The 19,860-nt window shown below is 46.2% G+C and carries 19 protein-coding genes and 1 pseudogene; 10 read left to right on the forward strand and 10 right to left on the reverse strand.

Going from position 1 to position 19,860, the window contains the following annotated elements:
* The first annotated feature begins 17 nt into the window (after positions 1-17).
* The 3 genes from sbcD to hlpB are packed head-to-tail and all read left to right on the forward strand — an operon-like array spanning position 18 to position 4,898.
* Entirely contained in the window at positions 18-1,193 is a 1,176-nt protein-coding gene (sbcD, locus tag BLL41_RS00960) for an exonuclease subunit SbcD (protein ID WP_071576462.1), read from the forward strand.
* Complete coding sequence (sbcC, locus tag BLL41_RS00965; protein ID WP_071576463.1) at positions 1,190-4,582, forward strand: exonuclease subunit SbcC; 3,393 nt, start codon at positions 1,190-1,192, stop codon at positions 4,580-4,582. Before sbcD ends, sbcC begins: the two co-directional genes overlap by 4 nt.
* Positions 4,583-4,595: 13 nt before the next feature.
* A complete protein-coding gene (hlpB, locus tag BLL41_RS00970; protein WP_071576464.1) occupies positions 4,596-4,898 on the forward strand; it encodes an HNH nuclease-like protein HlpB in 303 nt (100 codons plus the stop codon).
* Between the two features lie 36 nt (positions 4,899-4,934).
* Here hlpB and BLL41_RS00975 read toward each other — a convergent pair whose 3' ends face one another.
* The 8 genes from BLL41_RS00975 to BLL41_RS01010 form a co-directional block, all read right to left on the reverse strand.
* On the reverse strand, positions 4,935-5,153 hold the full coding sequence (locus BLL41_RS00975; RefSeq protein ID WP_003233096.1) for a spore germination protein: 219 nt from the start codon (positions 5,151-5,153) through the stop codon (positions 4,935-4,937).
* Positions 5,154-5,184: 31 nt separating this feature from the next.
* Entirely contained in the window at positions 5,185-5,586 is a 402-nt protein-coding gene (locus BLL41_RS00980; RefSeq protein WP_071576465.1) for a spore germination protein GerPE, read from the reverse strand.
* Positions 5,586-5,762: a spore germination protein GerPD gene (gene gerPD / locus BLL41_RS00985; RefSeq protein WP_071576466.1), complete on the reverse strand. Its 177-nt coding sequence runs from the start codon at positions 5,760-5,762 to the stop codon at positions 5,586-5,588. Before gerPD ends, BLL41_RS00980 begins: the two co-directional genes overlap by 1 nt.
* The gene (gene gerPC / locus BLL41_RS00990) at positions 5,759-6,376 is read right to left on the reverse strand and encodes a spore germination protein GerPC (protein ID WP_071576467.1); all 618 of its coding nucleotides are present in this window, start codon (positions 6,374-6,376) and stop codon (positions 5,759-5,761) included. Before gerPC ends, gerPD begins: the two co-directional genes overlap by 4 nt.
* Before the next feature lie 22 nt (positions 6,377-6,398).
* Entirely contained in the window at positions 6,399-6,632 is a 234-nt protein-coding gene (gerPB, locus tag BLL41_RS00995; RefSeq protein WP_071576468.1) for a spore germination protein GerPB, read from the reverse strand.
* A 14-nt stretch (positions 6,633-6,646) separates the two neighbouring features.
* Positions 6,647-6,868 carry a spore germination protein gene (locus BLL41_RS01000; RefSeq protein ID WP_003233088.1) on the reverse strand — a complete coding sequence of 74 codons (222 nt, stop codon included), beginning with the start codon at positions 6,866-6,868 and terminating at the stop codon, positions 6,647-6,649.
* 403 nt (positions 6,869-7,271) lie between these two features.
* The gene (locus BLL41_RS01005) at positions 7,272-7,442 is read right to left on the reverse strand and encodes an aspartyl-phosphate phosphatase Spo0E family protein (protein WP_071576469.1); all 171 of its coding nucleotides are present in this window, start codon (positions 7,440-7,442) and stop codon (positions 7,272-7,274) included.
* Between the two features lie 145 nt (positions 7,443-7,587).
* Positions 7,588-8,511 carry a CotH kinase family protein gene (locus tag BLL41_RS01010; protein WP_071576470.1) on the reverse strand — a complete coding sequence of 308 codons (924 nt, stop codon included), beginning with the start codon at positions 8,509-8,511 and terminating at the stop codon, positions 7,588-7,590.
* 154 nt (positions 8,512-8,665) lie between these two features.
* Here BLL41_RS01010 and BLL41_RS01015 point away from each other — a divergent pair, with 154 nt between their 5' ends.
* The 3 genes from BLL41_RS01015 (at position 8,666) to wprA (ending at position 12,895) form a co-directional block, all read left to right on the forward strand.
* A complete protein-coding gene (locus BLL41_RS01015; protein ID WP_071576471.1) occupies positions 8,666-9,571 on the forward strand; it encodes a fumarylacetoacetate hydrolase family protein in 906 nt (301 codons plus the stop codon).
* A 115-nt stretch (positions 9,572-9,686) separates the two neighbouring features.
* Entirely contained in the window at positions 9,687-10,043 is a 357-nt protein-coding gene (locus BLL41_RS01020) for a YisL family protein (RefSeq protein WP_014479397.1), read from the forward strand.
* Positions 10,044-10,210: 167 nt separating this feature from the next.
* Positions 10,211-12,895 (forward strand): cell wall-associated protease WprA, encoded by a 2,685-nt coding sequence (wprA, locus tag BLL41_RS01025; RefSeq protein WP_071576472.1) that lies wholly within the window; start codon positions 10,211-10,213, stop codon positions 12,893-12,895.
* A 32-nt stretch (positions 12,896-12,927) separates the two neighbouring features.
* Here wprA and BLL41_RS01030 read toward each other — a convergent pair whose 3' ends face one another.
* The gene (locus BLL41_RS01030; RefSeq protein WP_083427923.1) at positions 12,928-13,509 is read right to left on the reverse strand and encodes a DUF2777 domain-containing protein; all 582 of its coding nucleotides are present in this window, start codon (positions 13,507-13,509) and stop codon (positions 12,928-12,930) included.
* 145 nt (positions 13,510-13,654) lie between these two features.
* Here BLL41_RS01030 and asnB point away from each other — a divergent pair, with 145 nt between their 5' ends.
* Both asnB and BLL41_RS01040 read left to right on the forward strand, forming a co-directional pair.
* Positions 13,655-15,499 carry an asparagine synthase (glutamine-hydrolyzing) gene (asnB, locus tag BLL41_RS01035; RefSeq protein WP_071576474.1) on the forward strand — a complete coding sequence of 615 codons (1,845 nt, stop codon included), beginning with the start codon at positions 13,655-13,657 and terminating at the stop codon, positions 15,497-15,499.
* A gap of 81 nt (positions 15,500-15,580) precedes the next feature.
* A pseudogene (locus BLL41_RS01040) lies at positions 15,581-16,410 on the forward strand (phytoene/squalene synthase family protein).
* A gap of 29 nt (positions 16,411-16,439) precedes the next feature.
* On the opposite strand, the gene BLL41_RS01045 reads toward BLL41_RS01040, so the two are convergent.
* Positions 16,440-17,807: an MATE family efflux transporter gene (locus tag BLL41_RS01045; protein WP_071576476.1), complete on the reverse strand. Its 1,368-nt coding sequence runs from the start codon at positions 17,805-17,807 to the stop codon at positions 16,440-16,442.
* 123 nt (positions 17,808-17,930) lie between these two features.
* On the opposite strand from BLL41_RS01045, the gene BLL41_RS01050 reads away from it, so the two are divergent.
* Complete coding sequence (locus BLL41_RS01050) at positions 17,931-18,794, forward strand: AraC family transcriptional regulator (protein ID WP_069149336.1); 864 nt, start codon at positions 17,931-17,933, stop codon at positions 18,792-18,794.
* A 17-nt stretch (positions 18,795-18,811) separates the two neighbouring features.
* Positions 18,812-19,825 (forward strand): transcriptional regulator DegA, encoded by a 1,014-nt coding sequence (gene degA / locus BLL41_RS01055; RefSeq protein WP_071576477.1) that lies wholly within the window; start codon positions 18,812-18,814, stop codon positions 19,823-19,825.
* Positions 19,826-19,860: the final 35 nt, after the last annotated feature.

Raw genomic sequence — 19,860 nt, forward strand, 5'->3', positions numbered from 1 at the left:
AAGAGAGGTGAAAGCATTTGCGGATTTTACATACAGCTGACTGGCATCTTGGAAAAACGCTTGAAGGAAGAAGCAGGCTGAGTGAGCAGGCCGATGTGCTGGATGAAATGAATACGATTGTAAAGGATGAGCAGATCGATGCCATTGTAATGGCGGGAGATGCGTTTGACACCGTGAACCCGCCGGCTTTAGCTGAGCAGCTGTTTTATGAAAGCCTGTCTGCGCTCAGTGACAGAGGAAAGCGCCCGATCGTTGTCATTGCCGGAAACCACGATAATCCTGACCGTTTGTCCGCCGCTTCACCGCTGACACATGAAAACGGCATTTATTTAATCGGTTATCCGACAACAGAGCCGATTCATATTGAAGTGCCTTCAGCAGGGGAGCTTTTGGCGGTTGGAGCGCTGGCGTACCCATCAGAAGCGCGGTTGAATGAAGTGCTATCCGATACGTTTGATGAAAAGCTGCTCCGTGATCATTATGACGTAAAAATCAGGCAGGCGTTTGAGCATATGACAAGCAGGTTCCGGAACGATGCAGTGAAGATTGCCGCCAGCCATATTTATGTGGCGGGCGGAAACCAAACTGATTCAGAGCGGCCGATTGAAGTCGGTGGTGCATACACGGTGGCTGCTGAAAGCCTGCCGGCAGATGCCGCTTACGTCGCGCTCGGCCATTTGCATCGCCCGCAAACGATCAAGCGGGCGAGGACGCTTGCACGTTATTCAGGATCTCCGCTCGCCTACAGCTTTTCTGAAGCAGGCTACGCAAAATCAGTGACGATTGTGGACGCAAAGCCGGGGGAAGAGGCCACTTGGCAAGAGGTGTTATTATCAAGCGGCAAGCCCCTTGTGAAGTGGAAAGCGGCAAATGGATTAAGTGAGGTGTACAGCTGGCTGGATGAAGGAAGAGATCAGAATGCTTGGATTGACCTGGAAATCCGTGTCGCGGACCAGCTGTCACTTGAAGAGATTCACAGGCTGCGGAAGGCGCACCCAGGCTTTATCCATATCAGGCCGGTTTTTGAAGAACAGAACAAAGACCGGGAACGGATCGAGGTTAAGCATGTATCCATCGAAGACCGGTTTAAGAAATTTTATGAAAAACAAACTGGCGGCGCGGTGCCGGATGAAGAAATGGTGAAGCTGTTTTTAGAGCTTGCATCAGGCGTTGAAGAGGAGGATGCGAAATGAAGCCGATCGCCTTAAGCATTAAGGGGCTCCACAGCTTTAGAGAGGAGCAGACGATAGATTTTGAAGGCCTGTCCGGTGCTGGTGTTTTCGGTATTTTCGGGCCGACAGGAAGCGGTAAATCCTCTATTCTTGATGCAATGACGCTTGCTTTATACGGAAAGGTGGAACGGGCGGCGAATAATACGCACGGAATCTTAAATCATGCCGAAGACACGCTGTCTGTTTCCTTTACCTTTGCGCTTCAGACGAATCACCAAATCTCATACAAAGTCGAGCGTGTGTTTAAGAGAACGGATGAAATGAAGGTGAAAACGGCACTTTGCCGCTTTATCGAAATCAAGGACGAGCATACGGTGCTGGCTGATAAAGCCAGCGAAGTGAATAAAAGAGTGGAGGAGCTCTTGGGGCTGACGATCGACGATTTTACGAGAGCGGTGGTGCTGCCCCAAGGGAAATTTGCTGAATTCCTGTCTTTAAAAGGGGCAGAGCGCAGGCATATGCTTCAGCGTTTATTTAATTTGGAGCAATATGGAGACAGGCTTGTGAAAAAGCTGAGACGGCAGGCGCAGGAAGCCAATGCGAGAAAAAATGAAATGCTTGCTGAACAGTCGGGTCTTGGTGAGGCGAGTTCAGAGGCAGTTGAGCAGGCTGAAAAGGCTCTCGAACAAGCTGAAGCCCGGCTGGAAGCGATGAGGAAGAACCGTGATCAGGCGAAGGAGCGGTTTACAGAGCATCAGGAGATTTGGAATGTCCAAAAGGAACAATCCGCTTATGAACAAGAGAAAAAACGTCTTGCGGAAGAACAGCCGCATGTAGACATTATGCAAAAACGCCTGCTGGAAGCAGAAACAGCCGCCGCTCTTAAGCCCTATGCGGACCGGTACACAGAAGCGGTCCAGCATGAGGCGAAAGCTGAAAAGGAACAAACGCTAGCCCGCAAGGATTTAGAAGAACGGACTGCTTTCTATCAGCAAAAACATGAAGAATATGAAGCGTGGCGCCAGCATAAAAGCGAGAAAGAACCTGAGCTTTTAACTAAGCAGGAACAGCTTTCACGCTTGCAGGAAATCGAAATGAAACTGAGTGAGGCCAAGCAAGAGGAAGAGCGCAAAAAGGCTGAACTCCGGCAGAAAGAAGAGGCTCTTCAATCTGTCATGAATGAATTGGAGACGGTAACAGACCGCCTGACACGAGGGCAAAATAGACAGACGGAATTGAAGCAGCAGCTCAAATCCCTGCAGGTGACATCCGATGAGCGAAGAAGCTGTCAGCAGGCCGCAGAAATGGCATTGCACATCAGGCAAACTGAAGAGCAAATCAAAAAAGAGAAAAATCGAAGTGACGAATTGAACCTCGCGCTCCAGAAGATGAATGAAGAGAAGAATACACTTGTTCAAAGGACGGAAGCGGAAGAAAACAACATCATTCAGGCATATGAGGCTGTACAAACCGTGTACCATTTGGTGTGCGAGACGGAACGCTCATTAACACGTATGACTGAAGAGGCTAGAAAGAATCAACATACGCTTCACTTACAGCGTGAAAAAGCAAGGATGGCACTGCTGACAAAAGAGTTAGCCCAAAAGCTGACCGCCGGGAAGCCTTGCCCGGTCTGCGGTTCAACCGATCATGATCCATCCGCGTCAGTACATGAAACATATGAAGCCGACAGCCATCTTGAAGAGGACATCAAACGGACAGATGTGTTATTGACAGAAGCTGCAACTCTTAGCCAAGAGATTCTTTCAGCCAAAATTACGCTTGAAGAACAGTCCGCACGCTTTATTGAACAGTGTCCGTTTTTGCAGACCAGTCAAGCGCAGAACCTTGAAGCGGCGGCTTCCTTCGAGAATCAGCCGGTGTATGAAGCATTTGAAACTGCCAAATTTGAATGGAAACGAATCAAGCAGGACATTCTTTCTGTTAAAACACGCATGGCACAAATCATCGGCGCCTATCAGGAGTCTTTAAAAAAGGCCGAGCATCTTAATGAAAAAATCGGTTTTGAAAAAAGAGAGGCAGACCGTATTGAAAGCATCATCACCGAGCTTCAAACCTCATTGGACAGCCGTCTGAACATGTTTAAAGAAGCATTTCAGGATCAATCTGTGGACGAAGCAGAAAAATGGCAGCAAGCCATTGAAGAAAAGGACCGGGCTGCAGAAGAATGTGAAAAACGAATTGAGAAGAGTATCGCGTTTCTTGCTGAGCATGAAGCACAAAAGGAAAAACTGCGGGAATCGGGACACCGGCTTGAACGGGAAAACCTGGAGCTTCATTATGCCGCTGAACGCATCAAGAGCGTGATAGCTGATTATGAGAACGAACTTGGAGATTATGCAAAAGGAGATTCCATTCAAGTCAAACTCCGCTCTGTCCAGCAGGATCTAAGGCTGTTAAAGGAAAAAGAACAATCTTTATATGAAGAACTGCAAAGCGCCCAAATGAAGCTCAATCAGGCGAAAAGCCGCGCTTCGGCAAGCGAGCTCACTCTTCAAGAGGCGAAGGGGAGATTGGAAAAAGCAAAAGCTGCTTGGCTTGAGCATGCCAAAAACACCTGCTTTACCCGAACTGAGGAGGTTGAACAAAGTCTCATTCCAGCCGATGAACTTGAAAAGATGAAAACCGGCATAGACCAGTTTATGGATAAACTGAAGCAAAATGCTGCAAACTTAAAACGAGTAGCAGAGATACTTGACGGCAGAGCGTTATCAGAGAGCGAATGGAACGAAACCGTTGCAGCATTACAAAAAGCTGAGGACGCATTTGGCGCTGCTATAGAGGAAAAAGGCGCGGCTGCGAAAGCACTGGCCGTCATTCGCGACCATCATAAACGATTTAAAGAAATTGAAGCGGAACTGAAAAAATGGCAGACACATATCGACAGGCTGGACAAGCTGCAAGCTGTGTTTAAAGGCAATACCTTCGTCGAATTTTTAGCTGAGGAGCAGCTTGAAAGCGTTGCGAGGGACGCCTCAGCAAGACTTGGCATGCTGACGAGACAGCGCTATGCCATCGAAGTAGATTCAGAGGGCGGATTCGTGATGCGGGATGATGCGAACGGAGGCGTAAGACGACCGGTATCCAGCTTGTCTGGAGGAGAGACCTTCCTCACTTCGTTATCACTTGCTCTTGCGCTGTCTGCGCAGATCCAGCTTCGCGGAGAATACCCGCTCCAGTTCTTTTTCTTAGATGAAGGATTCGGCACACTGGATCAAGATCTGCTTGATACGGTTGTAACGGCCTTGGAAAAACTTCAGTCAGACAATCTGGCTGTCGGTGTCATCAGCCATGTGCAGGAACTGCGTGCACGGCTTCCGAAAAAACTGATCGTCCATCCGGCTGAACCGAGCGGCCGCGGTACAAGGGTATCACTTGAGTTGATGTAAAGGGGGAGCTGATATGGCAAAGCAGACTGCCGGAATATGTGAGCTATGCGGCCGGAGCGATGTCCAGCTGACAGAGCACCATCTCATACCAAAAGAAGAAGGCGGAACGTTTTTGCCGACAGCGATGCTCTGTATACCTTGCCATAAACAAATTCATGCCTTATATACCAATCAAGAGATCGCTGTACGCTTAAACGGAATAGAAAAACTCAGAAGCGATCCAGAGCTCGCCCGGTTTGTCAAATGGATCAGAAAACAGCCGCCTGAAAAGCTGATCAAAACCAAGAAATCAAATGAGCGAAAAAAGAAAAAATGACTAAAAAGCAGCCCTCTCTTTGAAGAGCGGCTGCTTTTATCCGTTTCCAACCATATCCTGATCGTTGACATCGGGGTCTATATAATTTGTCGCGTTGACTGCGTTATTTAATAGAAGGAAATCTCCCGTGTTTCCTGCTCCCGAACCGAGCGCAGATTTTGAAGAGCTTTTCGGAGAAAGGTAAAAGGAATCACCAAAGTTTACGACTCCGCCCGATATGGAATTGATAGCTATAGGCCCGACAATTGCTGGCATAAACGACACCCTTTATCGAAGTCTCTGTTTATTATATGTTCTTGGCGGGCGATTGTGAGCGCGGAGACTGAATCTGTCTGATATGTTTGATTCTCGCATCACCGCGAATAAGCGAAGCTGATCCGGCATGTAAAACAGAAGAGGCTGAGACCCCTTGAATTTTGATGCTGCGAACATAAATAGCCGGCACCTCGTGGCAAAACGCGCTTTGTACACCTGTTTCGGGGATCGGCTTCACGGCCTGCTGCTGAAAAATCTGATACTCCTTTTTATTAAATGAACCTTCATTATGGTAAAACGTGGACAGAGAACGCTGCACAGCAAATACTTTTACACTCATATCGATTTCATTCGTGTCGCCAACTTGAAACACACTTGCGATCCCGAGAGAATTAAACTTAACTAGTCTGATGCGCGATATGCGTTTAAGCATTATTCTGGCGCAAGCGGAGCAAACGGCCCGATAATAAGAGATTCAGGCGGTGTATCAAAAATAGAAGACAGGTAGATCGATTCAGTGTCTCCAATGTGGAAAATAGAGGAACTGGATACACCGTTCATCCGGATGTCCCCGACTTCCAAGCTGCGGTTGATGACTGTAAAGATCATGCTTGCTCATCTCCTTTCATTTCGGATGGAATATGCTCCAGAAAGTGTTCTACAGCGCGGATCACATCACGCTTCACATGCTCAGCGATATGTTCTGCATATTGTGCAGGCGGTGTATGCTCTTCTTTTTTGATATGGGACATATAATAGTGGATTCGGCTGTCCATTTGTTTTCTGATGTCTTCAATGACATGGTGTCTGTTTGCATCGTCAAGTCTGCTGTCATATTGGTTTTCAAGCTGCTCCAAAATATCTGGGATTTCCTCGGTTAAGTACATGTCGACATTCTGGCGGACCTGCTGCATGAGCTGAGCGCTCTCTTCCTGCTGCATCATCCCGATTTGCGGTGTCGACTGGCTGACTTCAAAGTTTTGAACGCTGTTCGGATCAGTCGGATTTAAGCCGATATTCAAAGTCCCGTCGAGCCTTTCAATTTTCAGCTGATCAAATTTATACTCCACACGCTCAATGGTAGTGGCCGGCCGCTGTTTCATCGTATTCATTTCAGTTTGAATCTCTTTCAGCTGACGTTCGAGCTGCTGAATGTGAATCGCCTGCTGCTGAACAAAGGAATTCAAGTTTTGCAAGTAAGAGGAAACAGATTGATCATACATGTTCTTCACCTCTTTCATATGATTAACGGCCAGGAGGCTGGAGCGGGACCAATGAACCTGTGTCGGGTTCCTGCAGCTGGAGCGGTTGCCCTAAGCCAGAAACCTCTGGTGCCGGTTCTACATAGCTGCCCGTATTATACAAATTTGACAGAGACTTGATTGATCCGGCGCTCCCAATTTGCAGAATGGAGGAATTGCTGATTGATTCCAGCCGGAGATAGTTGATTTGAATGGTTTGATTAATATAGAAGTTCATGAGCCTCACTCCTTTTACGCATTGGCTACGATCGGCTGATCAACCGCATCATTGTCATACACATTCGTCGCGTTTTGATAATTCATCACCTTGAGGCTGTCGCCGGTATTAAAGCTGCCAGCACCGGCAAATGTTCTGACCTGAGCCTGAGGAGAAATCGTAATGCAGTCCCCGATGTGAACGACTCCGCTCGTACCAATCGCATTAATTTTAAACGCTCCGACAATGGCCGGCATACGAGCACATCCTTTGTTGAAAAATTTAAAAAAGACAGGTAAAGTGAAAATACAATTCTGATTTCAATTGGGCTATTCACGATAGCTTATGACAAACGCACATATGTGTGAGAGAAATTTAAAAGGGGACATATCGGCTCTGGATGAAAACGTTTTAATTTTTTGGGCCGTTATGTTTTGTGTATAAGTTGAGCGGAAATGCGGCGAAGGATGCCGCGATCCGCCAAGGGTCATTTTGGTTCATTTCTTTGGTGTTTTTGCGTGTAGAAATGCTTTTTGGAGTATGTCGTGCTACGGTATTCGATTTTTGGACGGGCACATTCTCGCCCTGAGGTTTATCCCAGAAGTGCTGAGCAAAAAGCGGAGTTACATGTGGTGTATTCGAATCGTTATCGAAAATGGTTTACATACGGGAGTTTTCAAGATATCCCGCAAACATCATTTCTTCTTTTATCCGGGTATTCAGCAGGATATCCAGCTCTTGGCTGCATCGAATCGTTTCCTTTGAATTCATGCCGTATTTTTGAGCTGTTTCAATTAGTGTGATTCTCATTTCTTCAATTTTACAGTTCATTACGCTATCTCCAATTCTAGATTTTATTTTGATATAAATAAAGGATATCGTTAGTATAACCTATTTTGGCTAAAAAGGTTGCCTTTCGTCAATTTGACTAAAAAAGCGACATTTTTTGCTGCGGCCTTTTTGAATGGAGAAAGGACTATAGTCTTGCTAAGTGTGCTTGTAAAAAGCCCTGCCGTTCCTCAATTTCTCTAAGTATGTTTGTCTGCTCCTTTTCGATCTGAAAGGGGATTTCTTTTAGAAAAGGATCATCAGCTGCTCTTTGACAAATGTCAAGATGCCATTCGCTGATGAAAGGAGACAATCGTTCAATAGTAAACGACCGGTTCAGCACGTTTTTCATTAATGTGTGATATTGCGATCGGAAGGCGGGTATGGAAAGAAGCCTAGACGAAAGCGTCTCTCCTTTTGCCAGAAGCGGGTCCTCATCATACCTTCCTTGAACGGCAAGCGATCTTGTCTCTATCGGGGAAACGTAAACCCGGCTGGATTCATTTAAACAAAATGTGTAATAAAAGCCTTGATTGGTGCAGGCATTGCCGATCAGCCACAAAAAAAACAGCTTGACATCCAGATACAATTTAATGCGTTCGGCCAATTCGTCATCTCCAGCTGTACGGATCAGTATGAAAAATTCATGCAAGAATGCGGAAGAATCATCGTTAAAAACGGATACTGGAATCCTTGGATCGGCGGTCTTCACTCCGTAACTCGTTCTACCGGCTGGCTGATGGTTCTTGATGTTCAAATAAATGCCTTCAGGCTGGCCATTGATGGTCAGGAAGCTGTACGAGGCAGCGGGAGCAGGTACGCCGATCTGGTCAAAAAAACAATAGGCGAGTCTGCGCCGCATCAAGGACGGATCACCCTGTTCCGCATTCAAAAAAAGTGTCCTTTCACCAAGCAGAGACTTTTCCCAGCTGATTTCATAGGATGCCTTTTCCGCTCTGTCACGCTGTGTGAGAAGAATGGGAGAAACAGATCGGTCTGTTACGAAAAGCCCCTTGGCAGTACCTTTCCTTTTCAGCTGCTCCCGGTGAAAAAATAAATGCACGCTCTCCATATTCTTTCCTCCTTCTCAAAACGACATTTGTATGATATGTACAGCAAGCCCGTCCTGAAACGAAATGAAAACGGATATGAGAAAAAGGGATTTCAGCATTCGACAGAGAATACATGAAGGAGCATACTGATTTAAAAGATGATGGAGGAATAACATGAAATTTGCGACAGGGGAACTTTACAACCGAATGTTTGTCGGCCTGATCATTGATGATGAGAAAATTATGGATTTGCAAAAGGCTGAAAAAAAACTGTTTGAACTCGAGACGATTCCGGGATCGCTGATTGAATGTATCGCAGAAGGGGATAAATTCGTTGCGCATGCAAGGCAGCTGGCCGAGTGGGCGAAGAAGCCGAATGATGAGCTTGGATCATTTATGTATTCATTATCTGAGGTGAAGCTCCATGCACCCATTCCGAAGCCATCAAAAAATATCATCTGCATCGGCAAAAACTACCGGGATCACGCGATTGAAATGGGAAGTGAGGCTGATATTCCGGAGTATCCGATGGTATTTACTAAATCGCCAGTAACGGTTACGGGGCATGGTGATATCGTCCAGAGCCATGAAGAGGTCACCTCTCAGCTTGATTATGAAGGAGAACTTGCTGTCGTGATCGGAAAAAGCGGAACCCGTATTTCAAAAGAAGACGCATATGACCATGTTTTCGGATATACGATTGTGAATGATATCACGGCGCGTGATCTGCAAAAAAGGCATAAGCAGTTTTTTATCGGAAAAAGCTTGGATACGACATGTCCGATGGGACCCGTGCTTGTACATAAATCAACGATCCAGGAGCCAGAGCGCCTCAAGGTTGAAACAAGAGTCAACGGCGAGCTGCGCCAATCCGGTTCGGCAAGCGATATGATCTTTTCCATTCCGGAATTAATTGAAACCCTCTCAAAGGGGATGACGCTTGAAGCGGGCGACATCATTGCCACCGGTACGCCGTCTGGTGTCGGCAAGGGGTTTACGCCTCCAAAATTCTTGCGGTCAGGTGACAAAATTGATATTACAATTGACCCGATCGGAACGCTGTCAAACCAAATTGGCTGAATAAAACTTGAGGGCGGACCTGGACCCGCCCGTTTTTTCTGACAATCATCTTTGTGGCAGAGGACAAGTTCATGGTACTATAAGTGGGGTAATTTATCTGATAGGGGGAACATATATGACACACCTACATATTACGACATGGGTGGTAGCGCTGATTCTGCTTTTCGTCAGCTACTCGCTGTATTCGTCAGGAAGTGCGAAGGGCGCAAAAATCACTCATATGATTCTGCGGTTATTCTATATCCTTATTATTTTGACAGGAGCGGAGCTGTTTGTCCGTTTCGCCAACTGGAACGGAGAATACGCCGGCAAAATGATTCTGGGCATTATCACCATCGGCCTGATGGAAATGCTCCTCATCCGCAAGAAAAAAGAAAAATCAACAGGGGGCCTGTGGATCGGCTTCGTCATTGTCCTTTTGCTGACAGTGCTGCTCGGTCTGCATTTGCCAATCGGTTTTCAATTGTTTTAATAGAAAAACCTATGAACCCGGCTCTTTGATAGAGTTGGGTTTTTTTATATTTATCCCCTTATATTCCAAATCATTTAAAATAACCTTAAAATTCCCTGTAAGCGGTATCTCGTCCTATGAAATTATGATACCTTCAAGGAGATTCATTATTTTGCAGGAGGGATAACATGAAACGCAGAAAATTCAGCTCGTTTGTGGCGGCAGTGCTTATTTTTGCGCTGATTTTCAGCCTGTTTTCTCCGGGAACCAAAGCCGCAGCGGCCGGAGCGATTGATCAGGCGGCTGCTCTGGAAATCGGCAAAGAGCAGACAGGCGCCATGAAGGAGCCGGAACAGGTGAAATGGTACAAAGTGACTCCGGGAAAGACGGATATTCAGAAAAACTCACATATGGCACTGACCGTAAAGAGTGATTCAGTACTGAATGTATCTGTATATCCAAGTAAGGAAAAAGCGCTTAAAGATGAAACGTTTGAGATGTACCGATCTTTCACAGCGGAGAATGGAAAAAGCGAAATCATTTTTCCATACGCGTGGAGCGGCCCTTACTATGTAAAAGTTGAATACCTCGGAGATGAAGAACCAGAGGACGGCGGAACGGCAAATGCAGCTGCGGAAGCCAAGTATACGATTGGGTATAAAGGCACCAAAAAACAGCCATCAGATTTAGAAGAGGAAGAAGCTTGTCCGGTTGAAATGAGTGTCGATCAGAAAAAATCTGGAAAAGGCATCCTGGATAAGCTGAGAGCGATTCGGGATGAGCAGCTGAGCCAAACAGCAGAAGGCAAAGAACTGACAAGCCTTTATTACAAAGCAGCACCGTTTATCGTTGCAAAGCTCGCACTCAATAAAACAGCAAGAAATGAAATCTATCAGGATCTTGTGACATTAAAGCCGTTATTTGACGATGTGTCAGAAAACGGAACGTCATCTTCATATAAGGTCACTGAAAAGGATCAAAAAGCGATCAATCGGCTATATGACAAAGCTTTACAGTCGGTACCATCTTTCCTTAAAGAGGAAATAAAGAAACAGGCGGATCGATTAAATATTAAGCAGCTGCAAGGCAAAACAGCAGGAACAATTTTAACTGAAAACAATATTGCAGCAAAAAGTGAAGTTCAGACAACAAAGGTTATTTTCAAGGTGAAGGATAATAAAAGCCTCTCATCCGTACATAACGAAATGAAGGGCTTTTCTGCAAGCGCGCAATCGAAAAAAGACATTTCTAATGTGAAAAAGGCAAAGAAACTGTTTGACAATCTGTATTCATTTGAACTGCCAAAAGATGAGAAACAGAACGGCACATATACAGCAAGCGCCAAACGGGTCAAAAGCGCTGCCACGACATTATCCAAGATGTCTAACGTAGAATTTGCGGAACCCGTACAGGAATACAAGAGTTTGGCAAACGATATTCAGTATCCTTACCAATGGCCGCTTAAAAACACTGGTGAAAACGGCGGTGTTAAAAACGCAGATGTAAAATACGAGCCTGCCAGCACATTGCTGTCCAAGCGCAAGCTTAACGATACACTCATTGCAGTAGTAGACACAGGCGTTGACAGCACGCTTGCCGATTTAAAAGGAAAAGTAAGAACCGATCTCGGACGCAATTTTGTCGGACGGAATAACAACGCAATGGATGATCAGGGACATGGAACGCATGTCGCAGGCATTATCGCCGCCCAAAGCGATAACGGCTATTCAATGACTGGATTGAACGCCAAAGCGAAAATTGTCCCTGTCAAAGTGCTTGATTCCACAGGCTCTGGAGATACTGAACAAATCGCACTCGGCATCAAATATGCTGCTGATAAAGGAGCAAAGGTAATTAATTTAAGTTTAGGCGGAGGCTACAGCCGCGTTCTTGAATTTGCTTTGAAATACGCAGCTGACAAAAATGTCTTGATTGCCGCAGCCAGCGGGAATGACGGAGCCAATTCCTTATCTTATCCTGCATCTTCTAAATATGTGATGTCTGTCGGCGCCACGAACCGCATGGATATGACCGCGGATTTTTCTAACTATGGAAAAGGTTTGGACATCTCTGCTCCAGGGTCTGATATCCCGAGCTTAGTGCCGAACGGAAATGTCACGTATATGAGCGGAACATCCATGGCGACGCCATATGCTGCCGCTGCTGCGGGACTGCTGTTTGCTCAAAATCCTAAGCTGAAAAGAACAGAAGTAGAGGATATGTTGAAAAAAACAGCAGATGATATTTCCTTTGAAAGTGTCGATGGCGAAGAAGAAGAGTTATATGACGATTATGGCGATCCGATTGAAATTCCGAAGACACCTGGAGTAGACTGGCACTCAGGCTACGGGCGTCTGAATGTCATGAAGGCTGTCAGCGCAGCTGATTTACAGCTCAAGGTCAACAAGCTGGAAAGCACTCAAACAGCTGTCAGAGGAAACGCGAAGGAAGGCACACTGATCGAGGTGATGAACGGCAAAAAGAAACTCGGCAGCGCCAAAGCCGGAAAAGACAATGCGTTCAAGGTTAATATCGCGACTCAAAAACAGGATCAAGTACTGTATGTGAAAGCAACAAAAGGCGATGCGAAAACATCGTATAAAGTTGTTGTCGTCAAAGGAAAACCTTCCGGCACACCGAAAATAAACGCGGTGAAATCGAAGGATACTGCAGTAAAAGGGAAGGCGAACAGCAAAGCGATGATCAGAGTGAAAAACAAATCAAAGAAAGTCATTGCTTCTGCCAAGGCTGACGCAAAAGGGGCGTTTTCGGTGAAAATCAAAAAACAAAAAGCCGGAACGGTGCTGTACGTCACGGCTGCGGATACAGATAAAAAAGAAAGCAAGGAAGTAAAAGTTGTCGTTGAAAAGTAAAACCAAAAAGCGGTGCTCGATGCACCGCTTTTTTATTTGCGCCCCCGTTTGACTGCTGAATACATGATGGATCGCTTTCCGTTTGAAGCCGTCCATTCAAACCGGTCTCCTGTCCCTTCGCTGCTGTAGTGATGCTGCATCGCGCACTGGGCGGTATCATTTGAAAAGTGATAAAAGGACACACCCTGTTCCTCCGAAGTATTTGAAAAGACCCCTTTATTATAAGAAAAGACGCAATCGAATACCGATAAGCCGAAGCTGTGCAAGTGCTGCAGAAATGCGAGAAAGGTTTCGTCGTCAAGCGAATCTAAAAGCGCCATAAGCGGCCGCTTGACTGATTTCTCATAGCGGATGCGTTCTCCCCCGGAAAGGGAGATGTTTTCTTCACCGCATGCCAGAACCAATTGATCCTGAAAGCCGGCTTGCTCCCACTTTCCTTTATGATGGACCCAGATTGGGCTGTGTTGGAGAGTGTCCGCCAAAAGTATATCACCTTCTCCGTTTTCGATTAAACAGATGCCGTCTTCGATGAGGATGGTGCCGTATTCCCATTTTCGTTCCTCTGTATATATCAATTGTTTGCGTTTCATGCATGCTGTCTCCTTTTTCTTCATTCCTCTCTTTTCTTTCCAATTCAAGCCTGTCCCATACAACTCTTTTATGGACAAATCAACTATCTGCCTATAGATGCATAAACTTACTAAGGTGCTGAAAGAAACGAAATTGTTACGATAGAAACGGGATTGGAGCTGATATCACATGTGTGGAATTACGGGTTGGGTCGATTTTAAAAAGCAGCTCGTCCAGGAAAAACAAACGATGAACAGAATGACAGACACTCTTTCCAAACGAGGGCCTGATGATTCTAACGTTTGGGGGGAGCACCATGTTTTATTCGGACATAAAAGACTTGCTGTTGTTGATATTGAAGGCGGACGCCAGCCGATGGCGTGCACCTATAAAGGGGATACGTACACCATTATTTACAATGGCGAGCTGTATAACACGGAAGATTTGCGCAAAGAATTGCGGGCGCGAGGCCATCAATTCGAGCGTACGTCAGATACCGAGGTGCTTCTGCACAGCTACATTGAATGGCAGGAAGACTGTGTCGACCATCTCAATGGCATATTCGCTTTCGCTGTGTGGGATGAAAAGCGTAATCTGCTGTTTGCCGCAAGAGACCGTCTCGGCGTAAAGCCGTTTTTTTACGCGAAGGAAGGCTCTTCATTTCTGTTCGGGTCGGAAATCAAAGCGATCCTCGCACACCCTGATATAAAAGCGCGAGTGGACAGAACGGGACTTTCTGAAATTTTCGGGCTTGGACCGTCCAGAACCCCGGGCACTGGCGTATTTAAAGGCATAAAAGAAATCCGTCCGGCTCACGCGCTGACGTTTTCCAAAGACGGGCTTACGATTTGGCGTTATTGGAATGTTGAAAGCGAAAGACATACGGACAGTTTTGATGACACGGTTGCCAATGTCAGATCATTGTTTCAAGACGCGGTGACACGGCAGCTTGTGTCGGATGTGCCGGTTTGTACGTTCCTATCAGGCGGTCTGGACTCAAGCGCGATTACAGCGATTGCGGCGGGCCATTTTGAAAAGGAAGGAAAAGCACCGCTTCATACTTATTCGATTGATTACGAAGAGAACGATAAATTTTTTCAAGCAAGCGCTTTTCAGCCGAATGATGACGGACCATGGATTGAAAAAATGACAGAGGCTTTCGGCACAACGCACCACAAATGTGTCATCAGCCAAAAGGATCTCGTTGATCATTTGGAGGAAGCTGTACTGGTCAAAGACTTGCCGGGAATGGCGGATGTCGACTCATCCCTGCTGTGGTTTTGCCGGGAAATCAAAAAGGACTTTGTCGTCAGCCTGTCGGGAGAGTGCGCGGATGAGATTTTCGGCGGGTATCCGTGGTTTCATATGGCTGACGTCGAGTCAGGCTTTCCATGGATGAGGTCGACAGAGGAGCGGATCAAGCTGCTTTCTGACTCATGGCAGAAAAAATTGAATCTTAAAGAATACGTAAATGCCAAATACGAAGAAACCTTGGCGGAAACGCCATTATTAGACGGAGAAACGGGTGTGGATAAAGCAAGAAGACAGCTGTTCTATTTAAATATGCTTTGGTTTATGACGAACCTTTTGGATCGGAAGGATCGCATGAGCATGGGGGCGAGCCTGGAGGTGCGGGTGCCGTTTGCCGATCACCGGCTTGTGGAATATGTTTGGAATATTCCGTGGGAAATGAAAATGCATGATAACCGGGAAAAAGGCATTTTGCGCAAAGCGCTTGAGGGCATTTTGCCTGATGACATTTTGTATCGCAAAAAAAGCCCGTACCCGAAAACGCATCACCCCGAATATACAAAAGGCGTCAGCGAATGGCTGAAAACGATCAGAAGCCAAAAGGACTCCGTGCTCCATACCTTGCTGGACAGAAAACAATTAGATCAGCTTTTAGAAACGGAAGGTTCCTCCTTCAAGGTTCCGTGGTTCGGGCAGCTCATGAAGGGACCGCAGCTTATCGCCCATCTTGCCCAAATTCATACATGGTTTGAAGCGTATCGAATTGATATTGATGAAGGATAAAGAAAAAGCCGATTCTGCTCAAAGGAATCGGCTTTTTCTTCATATACAATTGCGAGAAAACATAATAGACTTGAAGAAGCAGTGATACATAGGAGTGAAAAGAAATGAAAGAGATAAAAGAAGCCTATCTTGAATGCGGCCAGATCGTCAGCGCCCGCGAACCAGCCTGCTACAAAGCATTTTCGTTTCTTCCGCTGAAGCAAAGGCAGGCAGCTTGGGCGGTTATGGCGTTTTGCCATACGGTAGCCAATGCGGATGGGAAGGCGTTATCTGCCATTGAAGCTGAGGTGGAAGATGTTTTTTCCCGTACCTATAACGGGAATCATTTTTTGTGGAAGGCTTTCGGCCATGCGTATCAAACCTTTACACTGGACAGCGAACCATTCCGTGAGTTTATTGCCGCACAGAAAGCGGAAGATAAACCGTTAGAAAATCTTGATGAACTGCTCATGCACGCATACCAGACAGGCGGCGCAGCCGGATTGATGCTGCTCCCAATCATGACGCGCCGGCATCAGGAACAGTTGACACATGCAGCCGGTTCACTCGGTTTAGCGATTCAGCTGATTCGGATGCTGAGAGATATCGGCACTGGCCAACAGCAAAAAAACCGCATCCCCCGGCAGGTGATGCAGCAGTTTGGATATACAGAGGACGACCTTCAAAAGGGCGTCGTGAATAAGGCCTTCACAATGACGTGGGAGTATATCGCTTTTGAAGCAGAAGCCTACCTTGAAGAGTGTCAGGATGCCTTGCCGCTATTTCCGCAGTATTCCCAAAAAACGGTGAAAGCCGCTCTTCATTTGTACCGGAGTTTTTTAGAAAAAATCCGGGCGAAGCAGCACGATGTATTTCAACATCAATACGCTCTCACAGAGACTGAAGTGAAGCAGGTTCTGTCTGATATCTAAAAAACACCCGGGCATGATTGAGCCGGGTGTTACGCCATACCTTTTTGAATCCAGATGCGGGAGCGCCATCTTCTGTACATTAAGATTCCCCGAACCCATTCATCGGCGATAAAGGAAATCCAAATGCCGGCAAGACCGAAACCGAGATGGATGCCGAGTAGATAAGCAAGCGGGAGGCCGATGCCCCACATTGAAATCATTGCCATGTAAACCGGGAATTTCGCATCCCCTGCGGCACGCAGGGAGTTAATGATAATGACATTAAACGAGCGGCCTGGTTCAAGGATAATCGTCATAGCAATCAAAAGGCTCGCAGTCGCAATAATATCAGGGCTTTGTGTAAAGATTCCGATCAGGTCTTTTGAAAAGATCGTCATTAAAACTGAGGTAGCCGCAGCAATTCCGAGAGCCCAATATAAGCTCTTCATGCAACGCTCATAAGCGGCATCAAATTGTTTGCCGCCGATATAACGGCCGATTAAAATTTGCGTACCCTGGCTGATCGCAGTGCCGAACAGCAAAATAAACATCGTAATATTTTGCGTATACACTTTTGTTGTCAACGCCTGCGCGCCCATGATCGCGATAAAATACGTGACAATCATTTGCGACAGGTTGTATGACAGCTGCTCTCCCGCAGAAGGGATGCCGATTTTCAGCAGCTTGCGCAAATGCTCTTTATGCATATGAAACACTTTTTTCAGCGACATCTTCAGCTGAATGCGTTTGTTGACAATCACAATCATCGCGATTAATCCGATGACGCGGGCGATAGATGTAGACAGCGCCACACCGGCAACGCCGAGAACAGGAAAGCCGAACAAACCGAAAATCACAACAAAGTTTCCGGCAATGTTTAAAATGTTCATGCCGATAGTGACAAACATTGTATCTTTTGTGTGGCCGTAGCTTTTTAAGATCGCGCTGAATGTCATGATTAAAGCCTGAATAAAGGACAGACCTCCGACAACTTGTAAAAAGACTTTCGCATCAGGCATCAGCTCGTTTGATAATCCCATCATATGAAGCAGAGGGACAGCCGCGAAAAAAATGATGGCACTGATCGCAAGGCTGATGAAGAAGTTGGCGCCGATTGACACATAAGCGACTTCCATGGCTTCTTTCTTTTGCCGTGAGCCTAAAAATTGTGAAATCACCACGGTCGTTCCTGTGGCGATAAAGCTGAACATCACGATAATTAAATTCAAAATCTGGTTGCTGACGCCGACTGCTGCCACGCTGTTATCCGAATATTGGCTGAGCATCAGTGTATCGGCATTACCCATAAACATATATAATGAGACCTCAATAAAAATCGGCCAAGTAAGCGAAAATAATGAGAACGTTTTGTCAGCGGGTTTTTTTAAAGCAGTTGATTTGAAGACAGCTTGTTTCATCGTGTCTAACCCCTTTCGTAAATAAAATCAACGTTTTAAAGTGTACCTCCATTTCCTTATAATAAAAAGGGAGAGAAACGATACTTCTTGTAAAAATCCGACTTAAAAAGGAGGATGATTCAAATGCCTCGCATCCTGTTTACAGTCCCGCCTTTTCCGGTATTTATCGCAGCCGGAGAAGGGGTTTTTAAAAAGGGAGAAACCCATGTGAAACGTGTATTCTCCGTGTTTGATCTGATATATGTCAAAGACGGAACGTTATATATTACGGAAAATGAGAAATCATTTTCTATTGAAGGCGGCGAGTACATTCTGCTTTCTCCCGGTCTTGAACACTATGGGACGAAGGGCAGTGATGAAGCAACCTCCTACTATTGGCTTCACTTCGATGAACATCGTTATGAATTTACGGCTAAGGGAGGCAGCAATTGGTCTGAGCTTCAGCAGGAGAAAGGGAGCTTTGAAGAGCCGGCCCGCTACGGATTGGCTTTGCCGAGAAAAGGCAAGGTGCAGCGCCCGCAGTTTATGGCGCAGCAGTTTGAAAGACTGATTGATTACTCGGCTGAAAACTCCGATTTGCCGCTCAGAAAGCAAATCTTATTTGAGGAGCTGATGCTGCATCTTCAAAAAGAAGCGTTCCAAATACCGTCTGCGAAAGAGCGGGTAGCCTGGGAGGCGGCCAGGTACTTACAGGAGCATTATAAGGAAAAGACGACAATCAAGGATCTGTCACTCGCCCTTCACTATCATCAGGATTATGTGAGCCGCTGCATGCAGCAGGTGCTCGGCGTAACGCCGGCACAATACACGAACCGGGTGAGAATGACAGAAGCGAAGCGTCTTTTATCCTCTACAAATGATAAAATGGGCGTTATTGCAGAAACGGTTGGAATGGAAGATCCGACATACTTTTCAAAACTCTTTAAGCAGATAGAAGGGATTTCACCAATTGAATACCGGAAAATTGTCAGCCGGAAAGTTCAATAACCAGACGAGGGATGAACATGAAAACAACAATCTACGATGTGGCAAGGGCGGCGGGTGTCTCGATTACAACTGTGTCGCGTGTGATTAACAATACGGGGAGAATCAGCGACAAAACGCGGCAGAAGGTCATGAATGTCATGAATGAAATGGCATACACGCCCAATGTCCACGCCGCAGCGTTAACGGGAAAACGAACGAATATGATCGCTCTCGTAGCGCCTGATATTTCAAATCCGTTTTACGGCGAGCTTGCCAAAAGCATTGAGGAAAGAGCGGATGAGCTCGGTTTTCAAATGATGATTTGCAGCACCGATTACGATCCAAAAAAAGAAACGAAATATTTTTCTGTACTGAAGCAGAAAAAGGTGGATGGCATTATTTTTGCAACAGGGATTGAAAACCATGACAGTATGTCTGCTTTGGAGGAAATCGCCAGTGAACAGATTCCGCTTGCCATGATTTCTCAGGATAAACCGCTGCTTCCGATGGATATTGTCGTCATGGATGATGTTCGCGGCGGGTACGAGGCTGCCAAGCATCTTCTGTCACTTGGCCACACGAGCATCGCCTGTATTGTCGGAGACGGATCAACGACAGGCGAAAAAAATAGAATCAAAGGCTTCCGTCAGGCGATGGAGGAAGCGGGCGTGCCCATTGATGAATCATTGATCATCCAGACACGATTTTCCTTGGAAAGCGGCAAGGAAGAAGCGGGAAAATTGCTCGACAGGAACGCTCCGACTGCTATTTTTGCCTTCAACGACGTATTGGCCTGTGCCGCCATACAAGCTGCGAGAATAAGAGGCATAAAAGTGCCGGACGACCTTTCTATCATTGGTTTTGATAATACGATACTCGCAGAAATGGCGGCTCCGCCCCTGACGACCGTAGCCCAGCCGATAAAAGATATGGGGCGAAGCGTCATCGAACTGCTGGCAGAAGCAATAGAGGGAAAACGAAAGACGAAACATAAAATAGTGCTCCCGCCTGAACTTATAATCAGACATTCTACATCACCGCCTAACACATAAGCCCGCTAATGAGCGGGTTTTTTCATTATGACAGT

This window comes from Bacillus sp. FMQ74, assembly GCF_001875785.1.
GTDB lineage: Bacteria > Bacillota > Bacilli > Bacillales > Bacillaceae > Bacillus > Bacillus stercoris.

What these genes read in the sequence shown, in the direction of transcription:
- BLL41_RS00980 (WP_071576465.1), bottom strand. Translation starts at nt 5,586, where the DNA reads ATGCTTAAACGCATATCGCGCATCAGACTAGTTAAGTTTAATTCTCTC.
- asnB (WP_071576474.1), top strand. Translation starts at nt 13,655, where the DNA reads ATGTGTGGAATTACGGGTTGGGTCGATTTTAAAAAGCAGCTCGTCCAG.
- gerPB (WP_071576468.1), bottom strand. Translation starts at nt 6,632, where the DNA reads ATGAACTTCTATATTAATCAAACCATTCAAATCAACTATCTCCGGCTG.
- gerPD (WP_071576466.1), bottom strand. Translation starts at nt 5,762, where the DNA reads ATGATCTTTACAGTCATCAACCGCAGCTTGGAAGTCGGGGACATCCGG.
- gerPC (WP_071576467.1), bottom strand. Translation starts at nt 6,376, where the DNA reads ATGTATGATCAATCTGTTTCCTCTTACTTGCAAAACTTGAATTCCTTT.
- BLL41_RS01050 (WP_069149336.1), top strand. Translation starts at nt 17,931, where the DNA reads ATGCCTCGCATCCTGTTTACAGTCCCGCCTTTTCCGGTATTTATCGCA.
- BLL41_RS01015 (WP_071576471.1), top strand. Translation starts at nt 8,666, where the DNA reads ATGAAATTTGCGACAGGGGAACTTTACAACCGAATGTTTGTCGGCCTG.
- BLL41_RS01045 (WP_071576476.1), bottom strand. Translation starts at nt 17,807, where the DNA reads ATGAAACAAGCTGTCTTCAAATCAACTGCTTTAAAAAAACCCGCTGAC.
- BLL41_RS01005 (WP_071576469.1), bottom strand. Translation starts at nt 7,442, where the DNA reads ATGAACTGTAAAATTGAAGAAATGAGAATCACACTAATTGAAACAGCT.
- BLL41_RS01010 (WP_071576470.1), bottom strand. Translation starts at nt 8,511, where the DNA reads ATGGAGAGCGTGCATTTATTTTTTCACCGGGAGCAGCTGAAAAGGAAA.
- BLL41_RS01030 (WP_083427923.1), bottom strand. Translation starts at nt 13,509, where the DNA reads ATGAAGAAAAAGGAGACAGCATGCATGAAACGCAAACAATTGATATAT.
- BLL41_RS00975 (WP_003233096.1), bottom strand. Translation starts at nt 5,153, where the DNA reads ATGCCAGCAATTGTCGGGCCTATAGCTATCAATTCCATATCGGGCGGA.
- degA (WP_071576477.1), top strand. Translation starts at nt 18,812, where the DNA reads ATGAAAACAACAATCTACGATGTGGCAAGGGCGGCGGGTGTCTCGATT.
- BLL41_RS01020 (WP_014479397.1), top strand. Translation starts at nt 9,687, where the DNA reads ATGACACACCTACATATTACGACATGGGTGGTAGCGCTGATTCTGCTT.
- hlpB (WP_071576464.1), top strand. Translation starts at nt 4,596, where the DNA reads ATGGCAAAGCAGACTGCCGGAATATGTGAGCTATGCGGCCGGAGCGAT.
- sbcC (WP_071576463.1), top strand. Translation starts at nt 1,190, where the DNA reads ATGAAGCCGATCGCCTTAAGCATTAAGGGGCTCCACAGCTTTAGAGAG.
- wprA (WP_071576472.1), top strand. Translation starts at nt 10,211, where the DNA reads ATGAAACGCAGAAAATTCAGCTCGTTTGTGGCGGCAGTGCTTATTTTT.
- BLL41_RS01000 (WP_003233088.1), bottom strand. Translation starts at nt 6,868, where the DNA reads ATGCCGGCCATTGTCGGAGCGTTTAAAATTAATGCGATTGGTACGAGC.